Raw genomic sequence first — 1,916 nt, 5'->3', positions numbered from 1 at the left:
CCGCTGATACCCGCCTGATGGGTCACGGCCAATTCAGGATTGAGTCACGATCCGCCTGCCGCGTTTTGGCCGGGACTTGTCAGAAGATTCCCTTTTTTTGCCCCGCTGTGGACATCCCCGGAGTTCTTTTTCCCACCCCGGGGACTGGCAAACGGGGAGATTGCCAAATGATCATCAAAGCCAGCGGGTGCTCGGCCTTGATTTTAGCTGCCGCGCTCTTCGTGCTGTTCGCAAGCCCGGCCGCGGCAGCAACGGATGGTGACGGTTCGGCAGCGGATGCGAAATCGGACAATTCGACTGCGGCGCCGGTCACTCACAGCATCTACCGGCACGCTTCTCACCATCGAAGGCACTACGCGCGCCACACAGTTCACGCGGTCGCGAAGGCCGACGCCGACAACGACGACAAAAAGGCTGTCGTGACCGACGCTGTGACCGACAACAGCAACGCGCCGGCGACGATTCCACCATCGATCGCCAACGCAAATGCGCAGATGCTGCTCGCCGGCGCCCGGATCAATGCCGCCACGGCAATTCCGCCGGGAGCCGGCGTTACGGCAATCGCGTCCGATCGCGCGGATGCGGACGACCGGACCCTGGTGGTCGCGGCAGACCAGCTCAACGACGTCGACCGGACACTGCAAGAAGGAAGTTCAACGCCGGCCGCACCCATCAGCTCGCCGCCCGCCACCGCGGCCACGACGACCGGCGAAAGCACGGTCTGGAACCAGACCTCGCTGATCGGGAAAATCTTCATCGGGTTTGGCGCGCTGCTGACGATGGCGTCGGCCGCGCGCATGTTCATCACCTGACATCGCGGCGTCGGTGGTGCCTGATTGCTGGCTGGAGGCGACTGCCGTCCGGCCTGCCGACGCCACTTGAAGCCCACCCCGTGAGCGGGCACATTACCGGCAACGTGAAACACGGGGCCGATCATGAAGACATTCGAGCACATCATTGTCGAAACCAGAGGCAAGGTTGGCGTCATCACGCTCAATCGCCCGAAGATGCTCAACGCGCTGTCTTTCGGCGTATTCCGGGAAATCGCCAACGCCGTCGATGATCTCGAAGCCGACGGCAATATCGGATGCATCGTCGTCACGGGCAACGAAAAGGCCTTCGCGGCCGGCGCCGACATCAAGGAGATGCAGCCGAAAGGCTTCATTGACATGTTTGCCAGCGACTTCGTCGCGATCCGGGGCGACCGTGTCGCCAGATGCCGCAAACCGACGATTGCCGCCGTCAGCGGCTACGCGCTCGGCGGCGGCTGCGAACTGGCGATGATGTGCGACATCATTGTCGCGTCCGACACCGCGAAATTCGGCCAGCCGGAAATCACGCTCGGCACCATTCCAGGCATCGGCGGCACGCAGCGGCTGACGCGCGCGGTCGGCAAATCCAAGGCGATGGATCTCTGCCTCACCGGACGCATGATGGACGCAGCGGAAGCCGAGCGGTCTGGCCTTGTGAGCCGCATTGTGCCCGCTGACAGACTCATGACTGAAGTCATGACGATGGCGGAAAAAATCGCCGGGATGTCGTATCCCGCGGCGGAAATGGCCAAGACCGCCATCAACCGGGCCTTCGAGACGCCGCTCTCCGAAGGGCTCAATGTCGAGCGCGACCTGTTTCGCTCGACCTTCGCGCTGGAAGATCGCTCCGAAGGCATGGCGGCCTTCATCGAAAAGCGAAAGCCGGTCAACAAGAACCGGTAAGCCGTTCAGGCAGCCTCCAGCCGCTTGATTTCCGCTTCGAACTCAAAGCGCAGTTGCGCGCCTTCGTCGTCCGGCAGCCAGTTGGTCATTTGCGGAAAGATCGTGCGGTAAAGAAGAACGGTCTTGGGCTCCCAGGGAAGCCGCTGCGCGGCGCGGGCTTCGGCAAGAATCTTGTAAAGTTCAGCGCGCACCGCTTCGGGA

General features: G+C 62.5%; 3 protein-coding genes. 2 read left to right on the top strand and 1 reads right to left on the bottom strand.

All coding sequences use genetic code 11. The annotated features are described in order from the left end of the window. Together WB528_RS13530 and WB528_RS13525 are read left to right on the top strand one after the other, a co-directional pair. Positions 1-812: hypothetical protein (locus WB528_RS13530; protein ID WP_423888918.1), on the top strand; the 812-nt coding region annotated here is incomplete at its 5' end. Between the two features lie 123 nt (positions 813-935). Continuing rightward, positions 936-1,715, top strand: coding sequence for an enoyl-CoA hydratase (locus tag WB528_RS13525; protein ID WP_423888917.1), 780 nt, complete (start codon positions 936-938; stop codon positions 1,713-1,715). A 5-nt stretch (positions 1,716-1,720) separates the two neighbouring features. Here WB528_RS13525 and WB528_RS13520 read toward each other — a convergent pair. Continuing rightward, positions 1,721-1,916: hypothetical protein (locus WB528_RS13520; RefSeq protein ID WP_423888916.1), on the bottom strand; the 196-nt coding region annotated here is incomplete at its 5' end.

Source organism: Bradyrhizobium sp., from assembly GCF_049586575.1.
In the GTDB taxonomy this organism is placed as follows: Bacteria; Pseudomonadota; Alphaproteobacteria; order Rhizobiales; family Xanthobacteraceae; genus Bradyrhizobium.
This window is presented reverse-complemented; position numbering and strand designations above follow the sequence as displayed.